Annotated in this window: 20 protein-coding genes; 10 read left to right on the top strand and 10 right to left on the bottom strand. The window is 37.0% G+C overall.

Annotated features, from left to right (window positions below; all coding sequences use genetic code 11):
* Positions 1-4 precede the first annotated feature (4 nt).
* From C8N46_RS11020 to C8N46_RS11000, 5 genes are all read left to right on the top strand, one after another.
* Positions 5-2,446 carry a T9SS type A sorting domain-containing protein gene (locus C8N46_RS11020; protein ID WP_108114945.1) on the top strand — a complete coding sequence of 814 codons (2,442 nt, stop codon included), beginning with the start codon at positions 5-7 and terminating at the stop codon, positions 2,444-2,446.
* A 32-nt stretch (positions 2,447-2,478) separates the two neighbouring features.
* Positions 2,479-5,694 (top strand): SusC/RagA family TonB-linked outer membrane protein, encoded by a 3,216-nt coding sequence (locus C8N46_RS11015; protein WP_108114944.1) that lies wholly within the window; start codon positions 2,479-2,481, stop codon positions 5,692-5,694.
* A gap of 11 nt (positions 5,695-5,705) precedes the next feature.
* Positions 5,706-7,289, top strand: coding sequence for a RagB/SusD family nutrient uptake outer membrane protein (locus C8N46_RS11010; RefSeq protein WP_108114943.1), 1,584 nt, complete (start codon positions 5,706-5,708; stop codon positions 7,287-7,289).
* A gap of 228 nt (positions 7,290-7,517) precedes the next feature.
* Positions 7,518-7,850: a hypothetical protein gene (locus tag C8N46_RS11005; protein ID WP_146169799.1), complete on the top strand. Its 333-nt coding sequence runs from the start codon at positions 7,518-7,520 to the stop codon at positions 7,848-7,850.
* An 18-nt stretch (positions 7,851-7,868) separates the two neighbouring features.
* Positions 7,869-9,362, top strand: coding sequence for a T9SS type A sorting domain-containing protein (locus C8N46_RS11000; protein WP_108114941.1), 1,494 nt, complete (start codon positions 7,869-7,871; stop codon positions 9,360-9,362).
* Between the two features lie 234 nt (positions 9,363-9,596).
* Here the strand turns inward: C8N46_RS11000 and C8N46_RS10995 are convergent, their stop codons facing one another.
* From C8N46_RS10995 to C8N46_RS10960, 7 genes are all read right to left on the bottom strand, one after another.
* On the bottom strand, positions 9,597-11,825 hold the full coding sequence (locus C8N46_RS10995; protein ID WP_108114940.1) for an NADP-dependent isocitrate dehydrogenase: 2,229 nt from the start codon (positions 11,823-11,825) through the stop codon (positions 9,597-9,599).
* A 738-nt stretch (positions 11,826-12,563) separates the two neighbouring features.
* On the bottom strand, positions 12,564-12,917 hold the full coding sequence (gene rplS / locus C8N46_RS10990; RefSeq protein ID WP_108114939.1) for a 50S ribosomal protein L19: 354 nt from the start codon (positions 12,915-12,917) through the stop codon (positions 12,564-12,566).
* Between the two features lie 268 nt (positions 12,918-13,185).
* Positions 13,186-13,380 carry a hypothetical protein gene (locus tag C8N46_RS10980; protein ID WP_108114937.1) on the bottom strand — a complete coding sequence of 65 codons (195 nt, stop codon included), beginning with the start codon at positions 13,378-13,380 and terminating at the stop codon, positions 13,186-13,188.
* A gap of 385 nt (positions 13,381-13,765) precedes the next feature.
* A complete protein-coding gene (gene trmD / locus C8N46_RS10975) occupies positions 13,766-14,443 on the bottom strand; it encodes a tRNA (guanosine(37)-N1)-methyltransferase TrmD (protein ID WP_108114936.1) in 678 nt (225 codons plus the stop codon).
* Positions 14,443-15,054 carry a tRNA (guanine-N1)-methyltransferase gene (locus C8N46_RS10970; RefSeq protein ID WP_108114935.1) on the bottom strand — a complete coding sequence of 204 codons (612 nt, stop codon included), beginning with the start codon at positions 15,052-15,054 and terminating at the stop codon, positions 14,443-14,445. Before C8N46_RS10970 ends, trmD begins: the two co-directional genes overlap by 1 nt.
* Positions 15,055-15,187: 133 nt before the next feature.
* Positions 15,188-16,636 carry a glyceraldehyde-3-phosphate dehydrogenase gene (locus C8N46_RS10965; RefSeq protein WP_108114934.1) on the bottom strand — a complete coding sequence of 483 codons (1,449 nt, stop codon included), beginning with the start codon at positions 16,634-16,636 and terminating at the stop codon, positions 15,188-15,190.
* A 563-nt stretch (positions 16,637-17,199) separates the two neighbouring features.
* Positions 17,200-18,621: a S1C family serine protease gene (locus tag C8N46_RS10960; protein ID WP_108114933.1), complete on the bottom strand. Its 1,422-nt coding sequence runs from the start codon at positions 18,619-18,621 to the stop codon at positions 17,200-17,202.
* A gap of 171 nt (positions 18,622-18,792) precedes the next feature.
* Between C8N46_RS10960 and dapF the strand changes: the two genes are divergently transcribed.
* The 5 genes from dapF (at position 18,793) to C8N46_RS10935 (ending at position 22,279) form a co-directional block, all read left to right on the top strand.
* On the top strand, positions 18,793-19,572 hold the full coding sequence (dapF, locus tag C8N46_RS10955) for a diaminopimelate epimerase (protein WP_108114932.1): 780 nt from the start codon (positions 18,793-18,795) through the stop codon (positions 19,570-19,572).
* Positions 19,566-20,087: a GNAT family N-acetyltransferase gene (locus tag C8N46_RS10950; RefSeq protein ID WP_108114931.1), complete on the top strand. Its 522-nt coding sequence runs from the start codon at positions 19,566-19,568 to the stop codon at positions 20,085-20,087. Before dapF ends, C8N46_RS10950 begins: the two co-directional genes overlap by 7 nt.
* On the top strand, positions 20,088-20,603 hold the full coding sequence (locus C8N46_RS10945) for an endolytic transglycosylase MltG (RefSeq protein ID WP_108114930.1): 516 nt from the start codon (positions 20,088-20,090) through the stop codon (positions 20,601-20,603).
* A 14-nt stretch (positions 20,604-20,617) separates the two neighbouring features.
* Complete coding sequence (locus C8N46_RS10940; RefSeq protein WP_108114929.1) at positions 20,618-21,526, top strand: DUF2279 domain-containing protein; 909 nt, start codon at positions 20,618-20,620, stop codon at positions 21,524-21,526.
* Positions 21,527-21,634: 108 nt separating this feature from the next.
* A complete protein-coding gene (locus C8N46_RS10935) occupies positions 21,635-22,279 on the top strand; it encodes a hypothetical protein (protein WP_108114928.1) in 645 nt (214 codons plus the stop codon).
* Positions 22,280-22,416: 137 nt separating this feature from the next.
* Here C8N46_RS10935 and C8N46_RS10930 read toward each other — a convergent pair whose 3' ends face one another.
* From C8N46_RS10930 to C8N46_RS10920, 3 genes are all read right to left on the bottom strand, one after another.
* A complete protein-coding gene (locus C8N46_RS10930; protein ID WP_108114927.1) occupies positions 22,417-23,130 on the bottom strand; it encodes an SAM-dependent methyltransferase in 714 nt (237 codons plus the stop codon).
* A gap of 31 nt (positions 23,131-23,161) precedes the next feature.
* Complete coding sequence (locus C8N46_RS10925; RefSeq protein ID WP_108114926.1) at positions 23,162-24,553, bottom strand: PQQ-dependent sugar dehydrogenase; 1,392 nt, start codon at positions 24,551-24,553, stop codon at positions 23,162-23,164.
* A gap of 68 nt (positions 24,554-24,621) precedes the next feature.
* On the bottom strand, positions 24,622-25,077 hold the full coding sequence (locus tag C8N46_RS10920) for a low molecular weight protein-tyrosine-phosphatase (protein WP_108114925.1): 456 nt from the start codon (positions 25,075-25,077) through the stop codon (positions 24,622-24,624).

The raw sequence follows: 25,077 nt of genomic DNA, 5'->3' as shown, positions 1-25,077 counted from the left end.
AAGAATGAACATTTCGAACCTAAAATATCTGACGTTGAGCATTCTGTTGAGCTGTATCACTGCACAAGCGCAATTACCTTTACTAAGTGATCAAACTATTGACTTTACCAATGCAGTATCTACAATAAATAGCGGAAACTGGAGCAATCCTGCGATTTGGAGCAATGGTATGGTACCGTCGTCATCAACGCATGTAATCATTGAAAACGGGCATACGGTATATATTGACATACAAGGCGCAAGTTCTGGTCAAATTGTAGACCTTTGCGAAAACCTTTTCGTGAAGCAAGACGCTGTGTTACAAATGGGACACAACACAGCCAATTTTGCAAAAGATTTAAGAATCAACGGAAGCATTTTATGTAATGGAACATTTTCAGCAGGAAGAAATCTCCCAAGTGGCAGTGGCGATGGGGCTATTTATAGCTTTAACAGTCGTATCTTCTTAAATCTTACACAAGCAACAACCTATGTGTCAGGTTCAGGATATTTCAATCCGAAAGCATTGAGCATTGCAAGTAATTCAGGTGAAAAAGATTTGATTATTGATCATTATAACATTGTTATTGATGAAAACTTTGCGATAAAATCCAACAATCGCGTCAATGCGACCATTAAAGAATATGCATACCTCAATATTAAAAATACACTAGGATTAACAGGAAGTACCTACGATTTTAGCTCTCCAACAGCAAAATCTAGCCTAATTATTGAAGGTGTAGTTGTGGCAGGAAACGTGAGTCTTTTTACTAAAAATACAACGCTTGGAGAATTTACCTCACTTACCATACGAAACAGAGGAAGTCTGTTCCCTCAAACAATCAATCAAGGTGTATTGAACGTGACTTCAGAAGCAGGCGGTTTCAATCTCACTCTTGAAAATGGCGGATTGTTTAAATTATGGAAAGAAGCCTACTTTAGCAATCTTACGTCCAACAATCCAAACTTCACCTTTACCAATAACGGCGGAACACTAAAGCAACATTACATTTATACGACACCGACAAAAGCGCAAATCACGTCTAGAATTGACGCATACGATCCAAATTTGGGCGCAGATGTAAGTCAAATACAAGATATTTTTGGTTTTTCTCACATTGCAGGATGGTACAACTTTACCACCAGACCGTATTTGCTAGAAGGATTGGATTATTATAGAAATTTTGGTTCTACTGCAGTAAAAACCACACTTACCTCAGTAAATGGCAGAATGTACAACGCGTATCATTTCAACCATTCGTGGCCAAATTTTCAAAACTTAAAAGAAGTGGCAGAGCATGAGTACATTGATTCACTCTTTAAAAGAACACACATAAAAACGCATACGTTTTGGACAACACCTAAAAATCAATCGCATTACAAAAACGGTCCTGACTTTGATCATGACAAATACTTAGAGCAAGAACAGCAATATTACGATTTAACCATGCATTTACTGAGTACATATGGTACAATGGACAAAAAGTTTGTGTATCAAAACTGGGAAGGCGATTGGATGCTTAGAGGCGAAGGTGTTGCTTGGGAAAATGACGCGTCTCTTATTCCGGATGATGTGGATTGGAGCATTGAAGGTATGGCGCGAATGTTCAGAGCTAGACAACGCGGTACAGAACGCGCCAGAAATCAATTTTCCAGTAGCAACGCAAAAGTATATCATGCTATCGAATTCAATAAACTATGGAAAAATGGACAAACCATGATGTATTACAACGTGCCTTCAGTTTTAGGAGATGTGGTTCCGAAAGTGCGTATCGATTTAACTTCTTGGTCTGCGTATGACAGCAATTGGACAAATACCAACAATCCTGTAGGACATCTTATGTGGAAAGGGATTCATATTGCAGACTATTACACAACCTCTACGGGCGCCATTCAAAGCGGAATACCTGTGCAAATTGGAGAATTTGCGCATAATGAAAATCCACCGTATACGAGTTTGACTGAACCCGATATCAGAAACAATTATGGACGATATATTGGACTCGCTTTAGACTTAGGCATTCAAAACTTTTATCTATGGAATTTATATTGTTCTGGTCAACAAGGTGCACCAAATGGTTTTACTTGGGAAAAAGACACACAATATGACGACAGCTTTTTATACCAATGGATGGACGGTAAATGGATGCTAGAGCCTAACGGCTCAATGGGCTATGCTGCTACGTTCTTGATGGAGCAATGGTCTGCTTTGTTATCTACATCTGAAAAAGATTTCAATACTGATACACATATTTTTCCAAATCCTGCAAAAGATAGTATTTCAATCACTTCAAAAACCGTCATTGATAAGGTTGAAATTTACAATCTTCAAGGAAAACGTATACATACCTATCAAGTAGAATTACACCAAAACATCAACATTCAAAACCTTGCAAAAGGAATGTATATAGTGCGATTGAAAGATATTCATAACAATTTCAGCACACACAAACTAGTCAAAAAATAACTCCTAAATAACCAACTAAAGCATATCCGAACATGAAACATCTAATTTATTTACTTCTCATACTGCCAATGACACTAGTAGCACAAGAGCTTACGATAAGTGGTACTGTGAATGAGGCAGAAACGAACATTACGCTACCAGGCGTGTCGGTTTACATTAAAGGATCATCCAAAGGTGTTACTACCGATTTCTCTGGAAAATATGAAATCAAAGCCAACAAAGGCGATGTCTTAGTATTCTCATTCATAGGAAAACAAACACAAGAAGTAACTGTTGACAAATCAGCAGTAATAAACATTACGCTACAACCTGATGTCACTCAATTAGATGCAGTAACCATCAGTACAGGATATTTTGATGTCAACAAAAGAGACCTTTCGGGGAGTATTGCGCAAGTTACTTCTGAAACATTAGAAAAAAACAGAACCCAGACTGTTGAGCAATTATTGCAAGGACAAGTAGCAGGTGTTGTCGTAACCGAAAATGGCGAACCTGGCGGCGGTATTTCCATCGCTATCAGAGGAACGAACTCTTTTCTTGGAGGAACACAACCGTTGTATATTGTAGATGGTTTGCCTGTCGATCCTTTGGAAGATGCACAAGGAAATGGTGCGTCGGGACAATCGCAAAACTCGTTGAGCTTTCTCAATCCAAACGACATTGAAAAAGTTGAAGTGTTAAAAGATGCTGCTGCCACTGCGGTGTATGGAGCAAGAGGAGCCAATGGAGTCGTACTCATTACGACCAAAACAGGAGGGAAATCTGATGGAAGAGACAATCTTACGGTAACCATTGATAACTTCATCACAACCACGACCAATAAATTAGATGTGATGAATGGACCAACGTTTGAACGTTATATGAATCAAAGAGCCATCAATCAATTGTATGTAGACATTACAAATCCAGCAAACAATACTAATCCTTTTGATGGAACGCAAGACTTAACCATTGCAAACTATCCGCAACTAGATGGTTTTACCATTCCTTTTCCAGTTTCAACAGGCGTGGATACAGACTGGCAAGATGCAATATACAGACAAGCGTATTCAAGAGCGTACAATCTGTCGTACAGAGGCGGAAATGACAAAGGGAACTTTCTTGTGAGCTTAGGTCTTCAAGATACAGAAGGAGTCATCATAAACACCAACAATAGAAGAATTACACTCAACGTAAACGGACAAAGAAAAGCGTTTGATGGCAAAATAGATATCTTCTCGAAAACGAATATCGCCTACAACAAAGGAAATGCTTCTTCGGTAGGAAATGGCGAAATCTTTTTACAACGTGGTGTGGTATCGCAAGCGTTGCAATTTCAACCAATCTTTAGTTTATTAGAGCCAGGACAAGACGATTCTGTATATGCAGATTTGAATGAAGGAACTCCGATATCCAATCCGTTTACCTTAGCAAGAGATGTGACCGACTTGAAAGAATCCTATAATTTCATCCAGAATATAGGAGTAACGGCTAAAATTACACCCAAATTAACAGGAATCGTTCGAGGAGCGTTCAATTTCCAAAAAAGTTCTAGAGATATTTACTATCCAACCTCGACAACACGTGGACGAAACAACAACGGAGAAGCTTCACAAGCCACAAGAGAATACAGAAAACTGTACGGTGAAGTGAATTTAAGATATCGCAACAGATTTGGAAAACACCGAATTGACGCAGTTGCTATTGGAACGGTAGAAGAAGCAAGAATTCGAACAATGTTCAACAGAGCATTTGGTTTTGGAAGTGATGCATTTCAATTTTACGATTTAAGCGCGGCTACCGATATTCTGCCACCAGAATCTAGATTCATCAACAGCAGATTACTATCAGGAATCTTTAGACTTGGCTACAATTACAAACGACGTTATTACTTAGACCTCAATGCCAGAGTAGATGCATCTTCAAAATTAGCCGAAGGAAATAAAGCACGTTTTTTTGGTTCTGCAGCATTCTCATGGAGAATTTCAGACGAGAAATTTTTAAAAGATTCCAAAACCATATCTGACCTTAAATTTAGATTGTCGTATGGTAGAGTTGGAAACGATGCTATTCCGCCTTTTCAATCTTTATCGCTTGGAGAAGCCATCCGATACAACTTTAACGGACAAATTACTACGGGAATTATAGAAACCAACCTTCCAAACCCGAACCTTAAATGGGAAATCACAGATCAATTCAACGCAGGTTTGGATGTAGGTTTAAAAGATAACAAAGTCAGAGTTACGGTGGATACGTATTATAAATTGACCAGTGATTTGTTACAAAATGTAATACTTGCGCCATCTAATGGTTTTGTGAGGATTATAGACAATTTTGGCGAAGTTGAAAACTACGGTTTAGAAATTGCGCTCAATGCAAACATCATCAATACAGATACATTTCAGTGGGATTTCGGAACGAACTTTTCATTGAATAGAAACAATTTAAAAAGCTTAAACTCAAACTTAGACTTTCAACTAGGACCGAACGTAGGTTTTGCACAAACCAATCCAATCTTATTCAGAACAGGAAGTCCATTGGGCATTTTTTGGGGTGCGCAAACTGATGGAATCTATGAAAGTTGGGAAGAAGCCAATGCTAGTGGAATTGCTGGTGCAGCGCCAGGCGAAATACGATATGTAAATAATTCTGTAGATGTTGATACAAACGGTCAGCCATTGCCAAATCAAGAAATAAACTTTGACGATTATGTGCAAATTGGAGACCCGAATCCTGATTTTACCATAGCAATCAATAATACCTTCAAATATGGTAATTGGGATTTGACAACTTTAATAACAGGACAAAAAGGAGGCGACATTTTTTGGGTAGATGCGTGGCCAATTACAGGAAATCAAAACTCTAGAAACGGACTTACTTCTGCGTTTGAAGATTCGTGGACAGCACCACTTGGTGTGGATGGAAACGGAGACGTATTCTTCGATCCTAATTTGGGCAATACTACTGGCGTTGGGAATCCTGCGCCACTAATCAATGCTGGTCCAAGAGCGATTCCATCCGATAGAAACATTTACGACGGCTCGTTTATACGACTAAAAAACGTGAATTTAGGATATACCTTCAACTTTAAAAAAGGAACCAAATTAAGACTTTACATTACAGGTCAAAATTTAATCACAATTACCGATTATCCTGGATACGACCCAGAAGTGACAACATTTAATAAAGACCCGCAACGTAGAGGTGTCGATTTTGGCGGTTACCCTGGCGTACAAACCTATTCATTCGGATTAAACTTTAACTACTAAAACTTGCTACAATGAAAAACATACATATCTCCAACCTAAAAATAACATTCATACTACTTGTAAGTAGCATCACTTTTTCGAGTTGTGAATACCTAGAAGAAGAGCCATTAACGCAAATAAATATTGACGAGTTTTATCAAAATGAATCGGATGCTTTAGCTGGATTGTCTGGAGCGTATGCGCAGCTCAAAAGTCAGAATGGATACTACCGACAGCAGTTTTTATCAAATTTGCATGCAGCGTCCGATCAAGGACCATCAAGTTTTAATCACGGAGATTTTAGAAGAGGAACTATCACCTCCGCTGAACCGCTAATTGAGCGAACTTGGATTGACATTTATGCGTGTATTAAAGATGCAAACAACGTGATTGCTAGAGTTCCAGAGGTACCACAAATGGATGAAGAATTACGATTGAGAATTATAGGAGAAGCTCGCTTTTTAAGAGCCTTAAACTATTTCAATTTGGTGAGATGTTATGGCGAAGTACCATTGCGAACCACTCCTGTGACCTCTGGTGAAGAAGGCTTACCGCTTTCTCCTTTGGAAGATATTTACAACGTTATTATTGCAGATTTAGAATTTGCTGCTCAGCATTGTTGGGGCTTTAACGAAGTGAGAAACGGTACAACGAACGAAGTAGGAAGAGTGACCAAAGCTGCTGCCCATGCGATGCTTGCCAAAGTGTATGTGCAAATGGCGTCATCGTTACGAACAGCGCAAGCAGGTGTTGAAGGTAATTCAAACTATTTAGTGCTTTCAAACACACCATCATTTTATTATCAAAAAGCAATTGATGAAGCAAACGCAACGCTTCAAGAGCCGTATTATGCGTTAACAACTAATCTTCAAGAGTATCAAAGTATTTTTGAAGCCACCAATGGAAACAATCCTGAAATGTTATTCGAAATTCAAGGCGCTTCTATTGCAGGACAAGGAACAGCGGTTTCTAACTTGTATAGTCCAAGAAACGCTGGTCTTAGTGGCGGTGGTTTTGGAGGAGTTAACAGATTTCGTCCTGCGTTTGTGAACAATAGTATTGATAAATTTGATCCTCGCTACGCGGATATTGTCATCAATTCATATCAAGATGAAACATTCACATACCAACTGGGTTCAGGCTTAACAGGTTATATGCGCACAAGATTATCAGATGGAACTACGGTAGGAAATTTATTTGTAACCTTCACAGGAAAATATATTGACACCGATGCGACCACTGAATATACAAGTCAGCAAAACTGGCATGTCATAAGATTGGCAGATGTATACTTGCTTCGCGCAGAAGCGTTAGCAGAACTCAATCAAAATCCTGCCTTAGCCAATCCAGATATTAATGCACTACGAAATCGAGTAGGATTGGGCGATGTGGATTATTCAGGACTCACAATGGAAGATTTCCGCGAAGAGCTTTTAAGAGAACGCGGTGTTGAATTGCACATGGAAGGACATCGCTTTTTCGATTTAACTCGTTTAGGTGTGTATGATGAATATTGCAGAATTGCTTGGGGAAATACTGTTGGTGCAAGAGGACCAGAAGATTACACATGGCCTGTACCACTTATTGAAGTTTCGTCAAATCCTAACATTGATTAAGTCTATTGCTTTTTAACTTAAGAATACGATGTTTTACGAATTACGATTTACTGTGGTAATATATCTTATCATGTTCAAAAGAAATAAAATGACATGTAAAAATCTCTTAAAAACCTTGTAAATACTATTCTGGTCAGATTTTATACCTCTACGATTTATAGTTAAACCGTTAGTTTATCGATACTCGTTAATTTCAACTCATAGAAAATTCAAATCAACGAACATATTATGAAAACACTTAAAACGATATGCTTAGTTCTTTTTTTGATGGGATTCACATCTGCAATCGCACAAAATCCAGAAAAAAAAGCACAAAAATTTACAGATAATATCACAAAAGTGCTCAATCTTACTGCGGAAGAATCTAAAGGAGTTTACGAAATTCAATTAGAAAAATTCAGCACAGCAAAAAAGATAAGAAAAATGTATGCAGATCAGCCTGAGATAAAAAAAGAAAAGCTAAAAGCTAATGGAAAAAACACCTACAATAAAATGAAAAACTTATTGGGAAAAGAAAAAATGAAAGCTTGGAATGCTTATAAAAAATCAAAACGCAACTAACTATAAAAACCAACGATTATGAAACAAATAACTACGCTTTTACTTTTTATATTTTGTTCTAGTTTGGGATATGCTCAAACAGTAAATATACAGGGAAATCCCTATGGAGGCAATCCTTATGTCACCATTCAAGCAGCTGTTGATGCTTCTACAAATCCGTCAGATGTCATTCTTATAACAGGCGTTCATACAGAATCGGTAACCATTCAAAAAAGCCTCACACTCAGAGGAACCGATCCTACAATCGATATCATACAAGCTGCTGCAGCTCCTGCCTCAGACGGTACGGGAACGCGTGTACTAAGTTTGGATGAAGGAAACTTTAACATAAGTGTTGAAAACTTAGGGATTCGTCATGGTAATATCTCCGACAATGGTGGCGGTATTTTTGTTGATAAAGTAACTGGCTCAGTGACACTTTCAAACCTCATCATAGAAAACAATTACTGTACAAATAATGGTGGCGGAATTGGTCTTGCAGGAACGGTGGCAACTATTATTGGCTGTACCATACAAAATAATACGTCAACTCAAGATGGAGGTGCAATATTAGCAGCACCAAACAATGCTTCCAACCTTAATAGTGTGATAGATATTGAACAGTCTCTGATAGATTCCAATACAGGTCGTAACGGAGGTGCTATATACATTAATGGAAATCCTAACTTTGGAAACGATTGGTTAATAGATGTAAATATCACAAATACGACAGTTTCAAACAATACAGCTACCAGTGCTTCTGGCGGAAATGGCGGCGGTGCTATATTTTCAGCATCTAGACCGTGGACTGTAAATAATACAATTGGTAATATAACGCTCAAATTAGTACATGCTACTTTTTATGGTAACTCGCATGCAGCACTAAATAAATCTGGAATTCAATTCGGCTCTGCAGCAGTGACCAACTTTAGTATTTATAATTCTATCGTAGTATATACGGACGATATCGCGACTAAAGCGATTAACTTTGCCAATTCGAATACAACGGATGTTGTAAACTCAATCTTAGGTGGATTGAACGCTGCTCCCACTGCAATTATTGATGATGTTGCAAAAAATAATGAAAAAGGAAGAACCGCTACGTTTGCAGGAATCACAACTGGCTTAACAGATCAAGGTGGTGACACTCTTGTATTTGCTATTGATGGAAACAGTACGGCAGATGATTTCTGTACAGCAACAACAGGGATAACGCTGCCTTCAGTAGATCAAAGAGGATATTCAAGAGAAGGTGTTGTAGATGCAGGTGCTTTTGAATTCGGCGGAACCTTAGGTACGTCAGACAGAACCCTTACTCAAATAAAAGTATTTCCTAATCCTTCTTCTAATGTAGTGTATATTACTGGTATCAATAACATTGAAAGTGTCAAAATCTATTCAATGCTAGGTCAATTACAAAAAGAAGTGTATAGTTTATCGACAATTCCAGTGTCAGACCTATCAGCAGGAACGTATTTGATGCGTATTGAATCAAATGGTACAAAGACGACAAAGCGATTGCTAATAAACTAATAGTAACGCTTTGCATTACAAAAAATATTGATATTCCATCATTGAAGAATGTAGGCACATATCACTTTTTCCTTAGAACTATCGAATATACTGGTATTGGTGCTACTACCAATGCCAGTATATTTTAAACAACACTCAAATTTCAAATGTAAAAGTTGCTGCTTTTGGTTGCTTTGCTAAATAAAAAAAGCTCCTTGTTCTCAAGGAGCTTTTTCGTTAGGTTATGTGTTTGTTTTATGAAATTGAATTCAAAATTGCGTTGAACGTTTCGCTTGGACGCATTGCTTTTGACGTTAATTCGTCGCTTGGCATGTAGTAGCCGCCGATATCCATTGGCGAACCTTGCGCATCATTCAATTCTTTGATAATTTTTTCTTCGTTTTCCGCTAATTGTGCAGCAATAGGAGTGAAGTGAGCTTTTAATTCTGCATCTTTGTCTTGTGCAGCCAATGCTTGCGCCCAATATAAGGCTAAGTAGAAGTGACTTCCTCTATTATCTAGTTCATTTACTTTGCGTGAAGGGGATTTTTTGTTTTCTAAGAACTTGTCCGTCGCATCATCCAAGGTTTCCGAGAGAATGATTGCTTTTTCATTGTCATAATTTGTTCCTAGATGCTCTAGTGAAACGGCTAATGCTAGGAATTCACCTAAGGAATCCCAGCGTAAATGTCCTTCTTCCGTGAATTGTTGCACGTGTTTTGGAGCCGATCCACCAGCGCCTGTTTCAAACAATCCGCCGCCATTCATTAGTGGTACAATCGATAACATTTTTGCACTGGTTCCTAATTCTAAAATCGGGAATAAATCCGTTAGGTAATCGCGCAATACGTTTCCGGTAACTGAAATGGTATTTTCTCCTTTTTTGATACGCTCTAGCGTGAATTGTGTTGCTTCTGCTAATGGTAGAATGCGAATATCTAATCCTTCTGTATCGTGATCTTTTAGGTATAGATTTACTTTTTTAATCAATTCAGCATCGTGTGCTCTTTCTGCATCTAGCCAGAAAACTGTTGGCCAACCTGTTGCGGCAGCTCTGTTTACAGCAAGTTTTACCCAGTCGCGAATTGGTGCATCTTTTACTTGGCACATTCTCCAAATATCACCAGTTTCAACAACATGTTCTGTCAATACGTTTCCTGCTACATCTACAATGCGAACAGTTCCATCGGCTGGAATTTCAAACGTTTTGTCGTGCGAACCGTATTCTTCTGCTTTTTGCGCCATTAGTCCAACATTTGGCACAGTTCCCATCGTTGTTGGGTCAAATGCGCCGTGTTTTTTGCAGAAATCAATCGTAACCTCGTATAGTGCAGCGTAACTGCTATCAGGAATGACCGCTTTTGTATCTTGTCTTTTTCCGTCTGCGTTCCACATTTTTCCTGAGTCGCGAATCATTGCTGGCATAGAAGCATCAATAATCACATCACTTGGTACGTGTAAGTTGGTAATTCCTTTGTCGGAGTTTACCATTGCGATATCTGGACCATTTTCCATCGCCACCGCAATATCGCCGACAATTTCTGCTTTCTTATCTGGAGATAATTCTTCAAGATTGTTTAATAAGTTTCCAAAACCATTGTTGACATCAACACCAATTTCTTCAAAAGTAGCTTGGTGTTTTTCGAATAAATCTGCAAAATATACACGAACGGCATGTCCAAAAATAATTGGATCGCTCACTTTCATCATGGTAGCTTTCATGTGTAGTGAAAACAAAATGCCTTTGTCTTTTGTATCCGCAATTTCTCTTTCTAGAAAAGATAATAATGCTTTTTTGCTCATTACCGTAGCATCAATGACTTCACCTTCCAATAACGGAATTCCTTCTTTTAAAATCGTTTTATTTCCGTTGCTGTCTGTATGCTCAATATTTACAGTGGTAGCATTTTTGATAGTTACTGATTTTTCATTTGAGCGGAAATCTCCAGCACTCATAGTTGCTACATGCGTTTCAGAGTCGGGCGACCATGCGCCCATACGGTGAGGATTTTTCTTTGCGTAGTTTTTTACGGCTTTTGGCGCTCTACGATCGGAGTTTCCTTCGCGTAATACAGGATTTACCGCAGAACCTTTTACTTTGTTATAGCTTGCTAAAATAGCTTTTTCTTCATCGGTTTTAGGCTCTTCTGGATAATTCGGAATGGCAAACCCTTTGGCTTGTAATTCGGAAATAGTGGCTTTTAATTGCGGAACAGAAGCACTGATATTTGGTAGTTTGATGATGTTTGCTTCTGGTTTTTTTGCCAATTCTCCCAATTCTGCTAATGCATCAGAAACGCGTTGCTCTGGCGTTAAATATTCAGAGAAATTTGCTAAAACTCTTCCTGCTAAAGAAATATCTTTTGTTTCAATGTCGATGCCTGATGACGCAGTGTATGCTTTTACAATGGGTAGTAAGGAATGTGTTGCTAATGCTGGTGCTTCATCAGTTTTCGTGTAGATAATCTTTGTTGATTTTGCCATATTGTATGTTGAATATAATTTGAAGTAATTTTTACGAAAGGCAAATATACAAAATGAAGTGAAAATTAGGTAATGATTGACCGTGTAGAATAGGAAGTTAGGTGTATTTTTTATATAACAAAAGCCATATCATTGTAATTGCTTACCTTGATATGGCTTTTTTGAAATGTGTTTTACGAAATGAATTCCCAATTTCTTAGCTAATCCATTATGCAAACCAACACTTCAGGGTTGAAATAAGCTTTTACGTTATGGCATTTTACCTAAATTAAAAACTTACTTCTGTTGTTTTTTTAACATACCTACTTGTACATGTCTACTTTCGTGATGTGTCCTTTTACATGATTCAGAACTCTTTGCAGAATCTTTTGTCATGCAACACTTTATTCGCATCTTAGCAATGCCAATAAGTTTCGGCGTCATTCCTTGAGTCTGTGATAGCGAACTACCTCAGAAATAGAATTCCATTTTCCTCCATGAATGTTTGTACCCAAATATCATTTTCGGAAAACCTATTAAAATAACAACTATTTAGAACGTTCTTTCGAATTCACAGAAAATGATTTGCACCTTTTTTTGTTAATTCTTTTATAAATGTAGTATAAGTTTTTGAAAAAACAAGAAATATAACAAATTAGAAATCAACAAAATATAAACCATAGTTATGAACAATTGTGCATAACTAAAAAAAGTCCTGCATAATTGCAGGACTTTTTGTAAGTATATTTTCGAAAGATTTTATTTGAATCTTCTTTCTTTGATTCTTGCTTTCTTTCCAGTAAGACCTCTAAAGTAGAAAATACGTGCTCTACGAACTTTTCCTCTTTTGTTTACTTCGATTCTTTGTAATGCTGGTAAATTGATAGGGAAAATACGCTCAACTCCAACAGTTCCTGACATTTTTCTGATAGTAAATGTTTCAGAAGAACCAGAACCTCTACGCTGAATTACAACACCTCTAAAGAACTGTGTACGTGTTTTTTCTCCTTCTCGGATTTCATAATACACAGTGATAGTATCTCCTGCACCAAACTCAGGAAAATCTTTTTTTGCTACAAATTCGTCTTGTACAAATTTAATTAAAGCTTCCATTTTAAACTTTTTATATAGATTAATTCAAATCAACATGCACGTCTATCGCCAGAGGTTAATCCAAAATTGAGTGCAAAAATACGTATTTATTGCAAATGTACAAGTGTGTATTTATAAAATTGTGTTTTTTTTTTAATCAAAAAAAGGATGAGTGCTTGATTTTGAAAGTTTTTTTTCAAATTTAAAGAATCGTAATAGTCATAAAATATAAAGTCATCCAAAGATGCGAAATGGTTTCTGGATGACTTTACATAGCAATTGAACTTTTTTAGCAATTTGCACATGTTGGTTGTACAGGACCTTGATACACTGTAGAAATGCAAGTATCAGAATAACACCAAGCAACACTTATAGTTGTAATGCTCAGAATGCTTTCTTCTCGTCCTCCATACGCTTTGAACTGTGCTAAACTTGAAATTGATTTTTTGTTTAAATGCAACGACTTTAGATTTCTTTTTTTCATGATTATGATTTAAATGAAGTTAATAAGCTTTCAAAGTAGGTAAACTCAGAAGCTTTAAAAACTAAAGTATCTTCAAATTCATAAATGCAGAGTAGAAGTTTTGAATTTAGAAATGTAAAATGTAAAACTGCAAAATTTTAAATGTAAAAGTATGTTTACCCAACAAATGAAGTTTATATGTTTATAAGTTGAGAAGTTTAAGTTTTGAAATACTAAATAGTGTAAACAAGTTAACCAGCAACCATGTTAAAAAGTTATGAGTGACAAATCAACGAATAACGAATAACGAAGTTAAAAATGTAAAGCTCAAAATATAAAACGAAAAAGTATTTCCCTAACACCAAACACCAAACACCCAAAACCCAACACCCAACACCCAAAAAACCTATTCCCCCAACAAATCTGGACGTAATTTTTTAGTACGTTTATACGCTTCTTCTTCGCGCCAAGCTTCTATTTTTGGAAAATTTCCTGATAATAAGACTTCTGGTACTTCCCAATCGTTGTATTTTGCAGGTCTGGTATATACAGGTGGCGCTAATAAGTTGTCTTGAAACGAATCGGTTAGGGCAGAAGTTTCGTTGCCCAACACACCAGGAATTAATCGAATGACTGCATCACACAAAACCGCCGCGCCCAATTCTCCTCCCGAAAGGACATAATCGCCAATAGAAATTTCTCTAGTAATAAAATGATCGCGCACACGCTGATCAACACCTTTGTAATGTCCGCACAAAATGATGATGTTTCCTTTTAACGAAAGTTCATTCGCAATGCTTTGATTGAGCGTTTTGCCATCAGGTGTCATATAAATTACTTCATCGTAATCGCGTTGCGATTTTAAGTCAGAAATACAACGATCTATCGGGCCAACCATCATCACCATACCTGCACCACCGCCAAATTGATAATCGTCAATCGATTTGTAATTATCGGTAGCGTAATCGCGTAAATTGTGCAGATGAATCTCCACAATACCTTTATCAACTGCCCTTTTTAAAATAGAAGCTTCAAAAGGACTTTTTAACAAATCGGGAACTACGGAAATGATATCAATTCGCATTACTTACTCAGGTTAGCTTTGTTTTTGTTTAGTTCATCTTGCAACTTTCTACGGACTTGTTGCTCGCGCTCTAAGGCACGTTTTCTGTGCTCTTCAAATTCTTCTTCTATTTCAGCGAGTTTTGCTTTTGCTTCTTTGGTAATAGCGTTGCTCGATTTGAATCGGTACGCAAAAAACAACCATAAAATTGTCAACACACCAATAATTCCCCACATGAGCGATTGGTATGTGCTTTTGCTCAATTGCAAACCTAACAGAGAAATACTATCTTTTTCATTGTTTAAGTCTGTAATTTCTTGTTTTACAGTAGCTAAGTCAGCTTTTAACTGTTCAATTTCTGTTTGTTGCGAAGCTACTTTAGCTACTTCCGCTACAAAATCTTTTCTGATTTCTTGGATGGAATCGGCTACATTTTTTTGCAATTCTTCAATCCAAACACGCTTTACGACTTTGTAGTTTTGATACTTGTTAGAATTGTTAAGAATAAATTCAAATTGCTCCGAAATCGGTCCTTCTTGCAATTTTAAATTGGCATTTTTAGCTACATTTTGCGCATTGGCAAACATAGAAAAACTAAGTACGAATACTATAAATAGTTGTTTCACTTTCATCTTCTTTTCAGGTATTAATAAGAGTTGACAAATAAACGAAGATATTTTTATTTATTGTGTGAATTTGGAAGAGATTTACCAACAAAAAAAGAGTCTCAAACTTGAGACTCTTTTCTATACATATTTTCATCGATTAATAATACGTATAGCGTCTTACTTTTGAGATGTATTTTGCCAATCGCATTACTTGATGCGAATAGCCGTATTCGTTGTCATACCAAACATATAAAATAATGTTTTTTCCGTCTTCGCGAACAATAGTAGCTTTGCTGTCAAAGATAGATGGTGCCGAAGAACCAACGATGTCAGAAGATACCAATTCGTCGCTCAATTCGTATTTAATTTGCTCAACCAAATCACCTTCTAGTGCATATTTTTTTAAAATCGTGTTGACGCCTTCTAAAGAAGTTGCATTCTCTATTTCCAAGTTCAAAATAGCCAATGAACCATTCGGAACAGGCACACGAATCGCGTTTGAGGTTAGTTTTCCTTCCAATGCAGGCAATGCTTTTGAAACGGCACTTCCAGCACCAGTTTCTGTAATTACCATATTCAAAGCGGCAGCTCTACCACGACGGTATTTTTTGTGCATATTGTCTACCAAATTTTGATCGTTGGTATAGGCATGAATGGTTTCTAAGTGTCCATGACGCAAGCCGAAAGAATCTTCAATAACTTTTAAAACTGGCGTAATCGCATTAGTCGTACAAGAAGCGGCAGACCAAACTTTTACTTCATCAGGATTGTGCTCTTTATGATTTACACCATATACAATATTTGGAACACCTTTTCCTGGCGCTGTCAGCAATACTTTGTCAGCTCCGTTTGGAACTAAATGTCTTTCCAACGCTTCTTTATCTCTAAAAGCGCCTGTATTATCGATGATGAGTGCATCTTTAATTCCGTATTCCGTATAATCAATTTCTTCTGGTCCGTTTGCTGAAATGATATGAACCGTAGTTCCATTGATGATTAACGCTGAATTTTCAACATCAATACCTACCGTTCCTGGGAAATCTCCATGAACTGAATCGTTGCGTAATAGAGAAGCTCTTTTTTCTAAAACCGTTTTATCCACTTTTCCACGAGTTACAATCGCGCGTAAGCGTAATTGACTTCCGCGTCCTGTGCGTGTCATCAATTCTCTAGCAAGCAAACGACCAATACGTCCAAAACCATATAAAACCACGTCTTTTGGCGTGATTTCAGAAGTATTTTTAGCATCGTTTAATTTGTCAACCACAAACGAAGTTGCGTTGGCGTACTGATTGTCTTCTAAATGATACTCGTACGTCAATTTTCCGATATCAATCTTAGATGGTGGCAAATCAATCTTTGCAATGGCTTGTGCGATTTCTACCGTATCAAAAATGGAGATCGGTTTTTGCACAAATTGACCAGCATATTCGTGAAGATTCAAAATTTCACTTACATTTCTGTCAATGAGTTGATTTCTAAAAAGAACAAGCTCGATAGATTTATCGTACCATAAATCGCTTACATTCTTAATAAATTCAACAGTAGCACGGCGTCTATCCGCTTGAAAAGTGAGTTCCTTTTCGTAAATTTCATTAAAACTCATAGTCTTACGTTTGTGTAGTTGTGTTTACAAATTTTGCGCAAAAGTATATAATTTCAAACGTTTTCGTAAATAAATAAAAAAGTTTTTTTATTGCGCTTACAATAATATGATAAAAACTATTCTTTGTGTGACAGCTATTAAAAATAAGAAACTCAGAAACGTCACTGCGAGGAGTTTACGACGTGGCAGTCTTGTTATCAAAATAGAATTACTTAATCATACGTGAGTTTGACATAAAAATTAATGGAGTTTTTTTCTTTTCCGCAGTGTAGCAAGGATTTTTCGTTAAAAATTTCTGAAGCCTTGGAAGAAATTTAGAAAAATTCATGCGGTTTTGGTTTTCTCCTTAAAGAGAAAATCAAAAACACCTCTGGAAAAGTGCCCTTTCTTTTGTTTCTTTTCTTTGGGCAAGCAAAGAATAAGAAAATAGACAACAGATTTTTAGCTTTTTAAATATTTATTTCGTTGAGGAGAAACAATTTCTATTTGAATAAATTGTCAAATAAAAAAAGCGAGGCACGTTAACAGTGTCTCGCTTTTCTAACATATAGAGATGGCACTTTTTATCTGTTGTAGATAAAACGCTCGTATTGTCCGTTGGTGCTTCTAAATGTTAGGGTTCGGATTTTGTCTTCACCATATTTTTCTATAAAAGCTTGTAAGGCTTGCGCAGATTGCACTTTGCTGCCATTCACTTCTAATAAAATATATCCAGGCGTGATGCCTATATCGCTAATATCATCAGAACTTTCCGTTACCAATAAACCGTATTCCAATCCGTATTTAGCAGCTTCACTAGCGCTCAAACTTTTTAGCTGCATATCTTTTAATTTAACAGTTACAGGCTTTTCCTTGGTTAAGGAAACAGGAAATGTTTTGTAGTCGTCATTGCGCAATACGGTAACATTTACAACATCTCCAGGACGTTTAGAACTTAAATAGCCCGATAAGTCTGAGAATTTAGAAATTTCCACATCATCCAATTTCTTGATGATATCTCCGCTTTCAATTCCTGCCAAACCTGCGCCTGATTTTTCATCCACATCCACAACATACACACCATCAACTTCATTTAAGCCATTTTCAATCGCATATTTAGAATTTCTTTTTAACGGATATATTCCTAGCAATCCTTTTTGAACATCGCCAAATTCTAATAAATCGGTTACAATTTTTTGTGCAATATTACTTGGTACGGCAAACGCATATCCAATATACGAACCAGTTTGAGAAGTAATTGCCGTGTTGATTCCAATCAATTCACCATTGGTATTCACTAAAGCACCACCAGAGTTTCCAGGGTTGACTGCAGCATCGGTTTGAATGAACGATTGACGTAAATTATCACCTTCGTCCAAATCTCTTCCTTTGGCACTAATAATTCCCGCAGTAACGGTAGAGGTTAAGTTAAACGGATTTCCAACCGCCAACACCCACTCGCCAATTTTTGCGTTGTCAGAATCACCAAAAGAAATATACGGCAACTCTTCGTCAGCTTCAATCTTTAACAACGCAATATCCATGCTTGGATCGGTTCCAATAAGGGAAGCTTCGTAACTTTTGTTATTGTTAAGTGTGACTTGAATTTCGTTGGAACCTTTAATAACGTGATTGTTCGTAACAATGTGTCCATCTGGTGAAATAATCACGCCTGAACCTGTTCCAATCTGTGTTTGTGGTCGCCCAGTACCATTGTATAAATCCCAAATACTTCTCGGGGCAACAGTGGTAATTTTGTTTTTAACGTGAACTACAGCATTCACCGTTTTTTCTGCAGCATACGTAAAATCAATTCCTGCAGTTGCTGCTTCTGAGGATTTGTTTTTTGTTGGAGTATTGATAAAGTTCGTAGGAACGTACGATGTTTTTTCAAAAAGGGAAGCTTGTTCAACTTTTTCAGGGGATTCTGAAAAGAATTTATAAGCTCCAATACTAATGACGCCGCCTAGAACAGAAACCAATAGTAAACTTGCAAATTTTTTCATATCTATTTTTAGTTTTTGTTTGTTTTTTTGTGATAATTCTTAGTGTTTATGTCGTTTTTTAACACTTAAAATTACATATTTATTGTGGTCACTTTTTAACTTTAACGACACTTTAACAACGAAGAAAAATCAATACTTTATTTGTATTTTTGTCGGTAGCAAACAGATGTAATGAAACTATCTTTTTACAAATATCAAGGAACAGGAAATGATTTTGTGCTCATTGATAATCGACAACATATTTTTTCCAAAAATGATACCAAACTTGTTCGGCAGTTGTGTGACCGTAAATTTGGAATCGGCGCTGATGGTTTGATTCTTTTAGAAAATGACGATGCGCACGATTTCAAAATGGTCTATTACAATTCGGATGGAAACGAAAGCACCATGTGTGGCAATGGCGGTAGATGTATCGTGGCTTTCGCGAATTTTCTCGGTATCATCAATCGTGAAACGACGTTCGTTGCTATAGATGGAACACATTATGCAACCATTGAAGGCGATGTTGTCAATTTGCAGATGCAAGAGGTAACTGAAATCGAAACGCATGCAGATTATGTATTTTTAGATACAGGTTCGCCGCATCATGTCACTTTTTCAGAAAATATCAGTCAAATTGACATAAAAACGGAAGGCGCTGCAATTCGCTATGGCGCGCCGTATTTTGAAGAAGGTGCCAATGTGAATTTTGTAAAAAAGCTTTCAGATGCTGAATTTAGAGTGCGAACCTACGAAAGAGGCGTTGAAGACGAAACACTTTCGTGTGGTACGGGCGTTACCGCTGTTGCGCTGGCAATGCATCATCTCAAAGAAACTGCATCAACTCATGTTGTTTTGCAAGTAGAAGGTGGCATGTTGGAAGTTTCTTTTGAACGCGTAGGCACTTCATATAAAAACATCTTTCTTAAAGGAAAAGCAACACAAGTATTTAAAGGAGAAATTTTATGCTAACACTTACAGGCGAAAAATTACATTTACGCGCTTTAGAGCCCGAAGATTTGGATTTTATCTACGATATCGAAAACGACGAAACTATCTGGGAAATTAGTGCGACACAAACTCCGTATTCACGATTTTTAATCAAGCAATATTTGGAAAATGCACATTTGGATATTTACGAAGCCAAGCAATTGCGCTTGGTGATGATGAGTCACAACAAAGAAACGATTGGTTTGATTGATTTGTTCGATTTTGATCCTAAAAACAAACGTGTTGGTGTCGGATTGCTTATCGCGAAAAGCGAATTCCGACACAAAGGATATGGCAAAGAAGCACTAGAGTTGGTTTGTAATTATGCTTTTAAACACTTGCAAGTACATCAACTGTATGCAAACATTGACGAAGAAAACGCTGCAAGCATCAAACTTTTTGAAACTGCGGGTTTTCAACAAATCGGCGTGAAAAAAGACTGGAATTTTGTCAATGGCAACTTCAAAAATGAATTATTATATCAAAAACTTAGCTAAATGTATATTCGAAGTATTATTGTTGGAATTTTAATTATTGGAATTCTCATTGGTGGCTATTTTATGTATAACATTACACAAACTATTTTTAAACCAATTACAGCGTTTAACAATGAAGTTGCCTATATAAATCTTCCATCCGATGCTAAATTTAACGATGTTGTTGCCGAATTAGAACCTTTGGTAAATGATATTGAATCTTTTACAACCTTGGCAAAAAAAGTTGGATATATTGATCGTGTAAAAGGAGGGAAGTACGTTATTCAAAAAGGAATGAATAGCAACGATATTATCAAAGTGCTCATTGCCAATAGTACTTGGGTAGATGTAATAGTTCCAGCCAATAAGACAGCGGAAGAATTAGCGCAAAACATTTCCAATCAAATAGAGGCAACGGAAGATGAATTGTATGAAATATTGAAAGATTCAGTAACAGTAACGCCTGGCACCTACGCAATGCCTTGGAATACTTCTGCACAAGAATTTATTGCAAAAGTGCAATCTTCTTCTAAATAATAAAGCGCAACTGCATGAAGAACCGCTATAGTGTATTCCTTTTTCTTTTTTGTGTAAATTTTCTTTTCGGACAATTAGCACCACCAGATTTTTTACAAGCGTCAGACACTTTACACAAACCACGACGTAATTTTGTAGTGATTACCGAAGCTTCACTGGCAACGGCAACACTTGTTGGTTTGGACAGAATTTGGTATGCCGATTTTGAGCGTTCTTCGTTTCGTTTTATCAATGACAACAATGAATGGTTGCAAATGGACAAAGCAGGACATGTATTTGCCGCATATTATGTTGGAAACATTGGCGCAGAAGTGCTAGATTGGGCGGGCGTTTCTAAAAAAGATCAGCTCATTTATGGGGCAACGCTCGGATTTGGCTTTTTAACTGCCGTAGAAGTCATGGATGGCTTTTCAGCAGAATGGGGAGCTTCTTGGGGAGATGTGCTCGCAAATGGACTCGGAACAGGCTTATACGTCGGACAAGAGTTATTGTGGGATGAACAACGCATCAAACTAAAGTATTCTTTTCATCGAACACGTTTTGCGGAAGTTCGTCCAAGCAAATTGGGAAGTGGCTTTTTGGAAGAAAGTCTCAAAGATTACAACGGACAAACCTACTGGCTCAGTGCCAATATTCATTCGTTCTTTAAACAGAAAAAAATACCCAAATGGCTTAACGTTGCTTTTGGGTACGGCGCTGAGAATTTAGTGGCAGGAACGACCACAACACAACGCGAAATTTTACCCGAACTACAACGTTTTCGGCAGTTTTATCTCAGTATTGACGTCGATTTGACCAAAATAGAAACAAAATCGAAGTTTTTAAAGAGTGTTTTTAGCGTTATAAACTTTATTAAAATTCCGGCTCCAACATTGGAAATCAATAGTTTAGGTAAAGTCAGGTTCCATTACATCTACTTTTAACGCTATTTTAACATAAAAATTTGGTTTTTAAAAAATGTGTCGTATATTTGCACGCTGAAATTTTAAGCAGAATTCTTGAATTTGTAAGTCTTAAAGAAATCAATTTTTATGGTAAAAAAAGCAATAAAATTTTCAATTTTAGTAGCTGTTTTGACATTTATAAGTTTAGGTTTCACTTCAAAAAAAGAAGCCAACGTTCTTAAAAATACAAGTAAAAAAAATACCAAGTCATCTGAACTTTTTACAGTAAACCCCACAGATGACAGCTCCTTCCAAGAAGCACCAATTCCGTTTACAGGACAAAGTTATTTGGGCTTTAAAGAAGCAGTAGCATTCAAAGAATCTCAGGGAAATTACTTTGTGGTAAATACCTTAGGTTATCTCGGAAAGTACCAATTTGGAAAAGCAACGTTAGAAATGATCGGAATTTACAATCCGCAAGCATTCTTAAACAATCCAAAACTACAAGAGAAAGCCTTTGAAGCAAATGCCTCAAGAAATAAGTGGATTCTTCGAAAAGACATTCAACGCTCCGTAGGAAAGCAAATCAACGGTGTTATTGTGACTGAGTCAGGAATTTTGGCAGCAGCACATTTAGCAGGTCCTGGAAGCGTAAAAAAGTACCTTAGAAGTGGCGGAAAACAAGGGTTTTCAGACGCGTATGGTACCACAGTGAAATATTATATGAAGCGATTTGCTGGATATGATGTTTCCTCTATCAAAGCCAATAGAAAAGCAAAAGCGAGAGTGTAAACTCAAAACTTAGTAAACATTATAAAAAAAGACCTCAGTATAGCAATATGCTGAGGTTTTTTAGTTTAGAAGTTTATGTGTTTATTAGTTTAACGTGTCTAAAATCTAGTAGCGAAGCGATCTAATATCTAAAAGCGTTAGCGATCTATCACAAACATCGTTGGGCGTTTGTGTAAACTTATTTCCCTTCTTTTCCACTCGTTAATCGTCATGGTTTTGATAAATTCTGTGGGAAGCGTTACATCGCAGGCAACACATAAGCGCGTATTTCCTTGAAGTATCGCGGTCAAATCCGTCATAAGCTTGTCATTTCTATACGGAGTTTCCATAAATGCTTGCGATTGCTGCAAATCTCCAGCACGTTTTTCCAATTGTTTGATAGCGCGTTTGCGTTCGTCTTTATCAATAGGAAGATAACCGTTAAATGCAAAATTTTGTCCGTTCATGCCAGAAGCCATAATTGCCATTAAAATAGACGATGGACCAACTAACGGAACCACTCGAATTCCTTCACGATGCGCAATTTTCACAATCTCTGAACCTGGGTCGGCAACACCAGGACAGCCAGCTTCAGATAATAAACCTACATTTTTTCCTTGATAAATAGCTTCCAAAAAAGCAGGCAATTCTTGTTCTTGTGTGTATTTGTTCAGTACATACAATTCTAGCAAGGGTTGTGCTTTTTTAGGTGTTATCTTTTTAATAAAGTGGCGTGCTGTTTTTTCATTCTCAACAATAAAATGATTGGTGTCTTCTATCACTTTTTTTACAGATAATGGAAGTACTTCTAATGGCTCGGTATCGCCTAAGGTAGTGGGAATTAAGTACAAAATTCCGTTTGGAGGTTGCATATGTTTAAAGTTTGTTTATTTACAAATAAAACTAATTTTTGACTAATTTATGATAAGAAACCGTATCATTGTTTGAAATTAATTGCACAATGTAGATTCCTTTTGCGAGTTGATTGGTGCTAATTTTTTGATGTTCTTGGGTGATTTTTGTAGATGAAATAAATCTTCCGCTAAGCGAAAACACTATAACTTCCTGTACCTGAGAAGCATTAGTTTGATTGTTAATTTGGAAATACGCTTTCGCGGGATTGGGAAAAATAGCATACTTCGATGCGAGTGAATTTTCGTTAATACTCAGCGTTGGATCGTATATTTTATAAATTTCGCCATTCAATCCTGCAGCATATAATTCTTTATTTACATCTTCACCAAAAGTGGAAATGTTTGGAGAAAAGCCAGAACTTGTCAAAGATAAATTCCACGTATTTCCTGCTGCGGGCACTAGCATTCCCAATTCATTGCTACAAAAATCAGCAAAAATATACCATCCTTGAAAGTTTGGATACATGCTTCCTCTGTATCGATAACCACCTGTAATGGAGCAACGAAAAGGAGATCCTCCATAATTATATTCGCCAACGGGAAATGTAATGCTAGAAGCTGCTGGACAACCTGTAGTATCAAAAGTGGCATTTCCTTCATAACATTTCCAACCAAAATTATATCCTGAATTCACAATGGGAACATTGTTAATTTCTTCGCGATTGCTTTGTCCAACATCGCCAATCCAAAGTTCACCGTTATCACTGTCAAAAGACATTTTCCACGGATTTCGAAGTCCATACGACCAAATTTCATCCAATCCTGCGGGATTTCCCACAAATGGATTCGTAGCAGGAATCGTATATCCTGTAGCGCCGCTGACATCAATTCGCATAATTTTCCCTAAGAGCGATTGCAAGTTTTGTGCGTAATTCTGCGGATCGCCCGCACTTCCGCCGTCACCTAACGCAATATATAACAATCCATCAGTACCAAAAGCTATTGAACCGCCATTGTGATTGGAATATGGTTGCGAAATAGTTAGTAGAATTTCTTCAGACGTAGCATCTGCAATATCAGGATTGGATGTAGTGGTAAAACGTGCAATCATGGTATTACCACTATTATTGATATAATTCACATAAAAACGATTGTTGGTAGCGTAATCTGGATCGAAAGCCAAGCCGAGTAAGCCTTGTTCGTTTCCCGAAGAGTTGACGCGTGCGTCAATGTCTAAAAAAGGTGTTGCGTTGGTAGTTCCGTCTGCATTTAAAATTTTAATCAAACCATCTTGTTCTACAATAAATAATCGTGAATCATTCGCATGTTTGATGTCGATAGGTCGGGAAAATCCGCTAGCAAATGGTTGAAGAGCTACAGTTTGCGCGGATATTACTAAAGGTATTGCTAGTGTTAATAGCAAAAATAATTTCTTTTTCATGGCAAAGTAGGTTGGTAATTTTTATAGTAAGATACAAAAATTAGCAGATACTTTGTTTTTGGGAGATTTTATGAAATTTTCTTAGCAAAAATAGAACACGCCTCGTCAAGCATTTGATACACATTTTCAAAACCTTGCTCGCCACCATAATACGGATCGGGAACTTCTGCGTTAGAGTTTGGAGAGATTTGATTTAAAATCATGTGAACTTTATCGCGTTCTTCTTGTGTTTCCGCCAAAGCGAGAATATTATCATAATTTGATTCATCCATAGCAAAAATATAATCAAATTCTCGAAAATCATTTTTAGTAAATTTTCTCGATCGTTGATTGGTGATGTCTAATCCGTGTTGTTTTGCTGTTGCAATCGAGCGTTTGTCAGGAAGTTCGCCATTGTGATAACCCGAAGTACCTGCGGAATCGACCATAAATTTTGAGGAATCCAATTTGGATGCTAAAATTCCTTCTGCTAAAGGAGAACGACAAATATTTCCCAAGCAAACCATTAAAATTTTCGTCTTCAT

Source organism: Kordia periserrulae (genome assembly GCF_003054265.1).
In the GTDB taxonomy this organism is placed as follows: Bacteria; Bacteroidota; Bacteroidia; order Flavobacteriales; family Flavobacteriaceae; genus Kordia; species Kordia periserrulae.
Note: the sequence above shows the minus strand (reverse complement) of the source record. Positions and strands in the feature narration are given on the sequence as shown.

Excerpts from the sequence above, each read along its gene's own strand:
- C8N46_RS11020 (WP_108114945.1), top strand. The coding sequence starts at position 5 with ATGAACATTTCGAACCTAAAATATCTGACGTTGAGCATTCTGTTGAGC.
- C8N46_RS11015 (WP_108114944.1), top strand. The coding sequence starts at position 2,479 with ATGAAACATCTAATTTATTTACTTCTCATACTGCCAATGACACTAGTA.
- C8N46_RS11010 (WP_108114943.1), top strand. The coding sequence starts at position 5,706 with ATGAAAAACATACATATCTCCAACCTAAAAATAACATTCATACTACTT.
- C8N46_RS11005 (WP_146169799.1), top strand. The coding sequence starts at position 7,518 with ATGAAAACACTTAAAACGATATGCTTAGTTCTTTTTTTGATGGGATTC.
- C8N46_RS11000 (WP_108114941.1), top strand. The coding sequence starts at position 7,869 with ATGAAACAAATAACTACGCTTTTACTTTTTATATTTTGTTCTAGTTTG.
- C8N46_RS10995 (WP_108114940.1), bottom strand. The coding sequence starts at position 11,825 with ATGGCAAAATCAACAAAGATTATCTACACGAAAACTGATGAAGCACCA.
- rplS (WP_108114939.1), bottom strand. The coding sequence starts at position 12,917 with ATGGAAGCTTTAATTAAATTTGTACAAGACGAATTTGTAGCAAAAAAA.
- C8N46_RS10980 (WP_108114937.1), bottom strand. The coding sequence starts at position 13,380 with ATGAAAAAAAGAAATCTAAAGTCGTTGCATTTAAACAAAAAATCAATT.
- trmD (WP_108114936.1), bottom strand. The coding sequence starts at position 14,443 with ATGCGAATTGATATCATTTCCGTAGTTCCCGATTTGTTAAAAAGTCCT.
- C8N46_RS10970 (WP_108114935.1), bottom strand. The coding sequence starts at position 15,054 with ATGAAAGTGAAACAACTATTTATAGTATTCGTACTTAGTTTTTCTATG.
- C8N46_RS10965 (WP_108114934.1), bottom strand. The coding sequence starts at position 16,636 with ATGAGTTTTAATGAAATTTACGAAAAGGAACTCACTTTTCAAGCGGAT.
- C8N46_RS10960 (WP_108114933.1), bottom strand. The coding sequence starts at position 18,621 with ATGAAAAAATTTGCAAGTTTACTATTGGTTTCTGTTCTAGGCGGCGTC.
- dapF (WP_108114932.1), top strand. The coding sequence starts at position 18,793 with ATGAAACTATCTTTTTACAAATATCAAGGAACAGGAAATGATTTTGTG.
- C8N46_RS10950 (WP_108114931.1), top strand. The coding sequence starts at position 19,566 with ATGCTAACACTTACAGGCGAAAAATTACATTTACGCGCTTTAGAGCCC.
- C8N46_RS10945 (WP_108114930.1), top strand. The coding sequence starts at position 20,088 with ATGTATATTCGAAGTATTATTGTTGGAATTTTAATTATTGGAATTCTC.
- C8N46_RS10940 (WP_108114929.1), top strand. The coding sequence starts at position 20,618 with ATGAAGAACCGCTATAGTGTATTCCTTTTTCTTTTTTGTGTAAATTTT.
- C8N46_RS10935 (WP_108114928.1), top strand. The coding sequence starts at position 21,635 with ATGGTAAAAAAAGCAATAAAATTTTCAATTTTAGTAGCTGTTTTGACA.
- C8N46_RS10930 (WP_108114927.1), bottom strand. The coding sequence starts at position 23,130 with ATGCAACCTCCAAACGGAATTTTGTACTTAATTCCCACTACCTTAGGC.
- C8N46_RS10925 (WP_108114926.1), bottom strand. The coding sequence starts at position 24,553 with ATGAAAAAGAAATTATTTTTGCTATTAACACTAGCAATACCTTTAGTA.
- C8N46_RS10920 (WP_108114925.1), bottom strand. The coding sequence starts at position 25,077 with ATGAAGACGAAAATTTTAATGGTTTGCTTGGGAAATATTTGTCGTTCT.